The sequence below is a fragment of the Synechococcus sp. WC101 genome, assembly GCF_047461555.1.
GTDB lineage: Bacteria > Cyanobacteriota > Cyanobacteriia > Thermostichales > Thermostichaceae > Thermostichus.
The window spans coordinates 1-1,714 of record NZ_JANSHG010000273.1 but is presented as its reverse complement, the minus strand read 5'-3'; the positions used below and the strand labels follow the sequence as shown (position 1 = coordinate 1,714).

General features: G+C 59.9%; 2 protein-coding genes. Both read right to left on the bottom strand.

Going from position 1 to position 1,714, the window contains the following annotated elements; all coding sequences use genetic code 11:
• Positions 1 to 27: 27 nt before the first annotated feature.
• Positions 28 to 1,014 (bottom strand): ketopantoate reductase family protein, encoded by a 987-nt coding sequence (locus NW809_RS12360; protein WP_414402276.1) that lies wholly within the window; start codon positions 1,012 to 1,014, stop codon positions 28 to 30.
• Between the two features lie 22 nt (positions 1,015 to 1,036).
• Complete coding sequence (locus NW809_RS12355) at positions 1,037 to 1,144, bottom strand: PetM family cytochrome b6-f complex subunit 7 (protein WP_011431156.1); 108 nt, start codon at positions 1,142 to 1,144, stop codon at positions 1,037 to 1,039.
• Between the last annotated feature and the right edge of the window lie 570 nt (positions 1,145 to 1,714).

Here is a 1,714-nt window from a genome sequence, read left to right as displayed (position 1 = left end):
GACTCAGGGGCATTGAACCCCTTCGTCTCACCGCCTATCCCCCATCCCGCCAAGCTGCGCTGTGGCGGGAGTACCCCAGAGGTTCTGATGGGGAGTCGGGATCCCCGCCCAACGCCCCAGCTCCGTGATGGCGCCGACAATGCTCTCGATCTCCGTCGGTTGCCCCCGCTCGATATCCTGCAGCATCGAGGTGCGATGGGAGCCCACACGGGCTGCATCCTTCAGCCGCTCTTCCAAAGAGACCGGCAGCCGGATCCCAAATGCTTGGGCCACCGCCTCGGTTTCCTGCATCGCCGACCGAACCAAAGCATGGGTGGGCGGGTACTGGGCAATTGCGTCTTGGGCCGCGCGGGTAAGGGCGCTGATGGGATTGAAGGCGGCGTTCCCCCAAAGTTTTTGCCAGATCTCGACCCGAATTTGGTAGGTGAGGGCCACAGAAAGCTGCCCCTGCTCAAAGATGGCCGCCAGAGAGCGCAGCCGCTCCGACAACGACCCATCCGGCTCTCCCAGAATGTAGCGCCCGCCACCGGTATGCAAAACTACCCCCGGCTCTGCCAACTGCACGGCGATGTACACCACACAACCGATCACCCGCTCGACTGGCAGATGCGCGGCGATCACCCCGCCCGGATCCACCGAAGTCAAGGAGCGCCCCTCAAACTCGCCGCCATGCCGGTAAAAGTACCACCGGGGGATACCATTCTGGACAACCACAACGGGGCTATCCGGGCCACACAGGGATCCCAATTGCGGGGCAAGCAGGGGCAAGCTGTGGGCCTTGACAGCAACGATCACCACATCTTGCCGCCCCAGCTCAGCCAAGTCGTCGCTGGCCGTCAGCCGCTCTACCCAAGCCACAGGGGGATCCCCCTGCCGGATCAGCTTCAAGCCTTGGCTGCGGATGGCCTGCAGGTGGGATCCCCGCGCCACCACACTGACTGAAAAGCCGGCGCGAGCCAGGCAAACGGCCAAATGCCCCCCGACTGCCCCGGCGCCGACGATGCCGATTTTCATGTTTTACCAAATGAGGAAATCCCTACTCGGCCCCGCCCTGGGTGATGCGCAAGATCCCGTATCCAAGCGCCACACCCACTAGGGTCAGGACGATGGAGAGCCCAGCAATGGTGAAGATCTCACTAGCCATAGATTCCTCTCAGGTGGATTGCCTCGCCCTTCAAGGATATCGGATCTTGTGCCTTCGGCCTTCCCCAGGGTGAGGCAGCCCCTCTAGCTCAATATCTCAGGAGAGAAAAACCGCAAAGATTACAGTCTGTGAAGATCCCAGCCACCTCGGACTTGATGGGAACGAGTCCCCCCCCTCTATAATGAAAGCAATTTACAAGTCTTTACTGGCGTAGGCTAAATTGTAATGCCGACAGCCGTGAAACTTGTTCGGTGGCCCTAGGGCGGCTCGTCGGGATCGCCACAGCTCTGCTGAGGATTCCAAGAGCAGTTCGGAACGCCAGCAAAGCTGCCTGAAGCAGCGGTTGGTCAGTTCTGGCCAGGAATCCGTGCAGGGAAACCAAGGCGACAAGTTCGCAGACTGAGTCTTTATACCTAGGCACCAGTCTTGCTTCAAAGGAGCAAAATTTGTAGTTTCATTAATGTCCTCATCATGTTTTTAAGGAGAGGTTGAGATGACCATCGCAGTAGGGCGCGCGCGCCAGGAGCGAGGATGGTTCGACATCGTCGACGACTGGCTCAAGCGCGACAG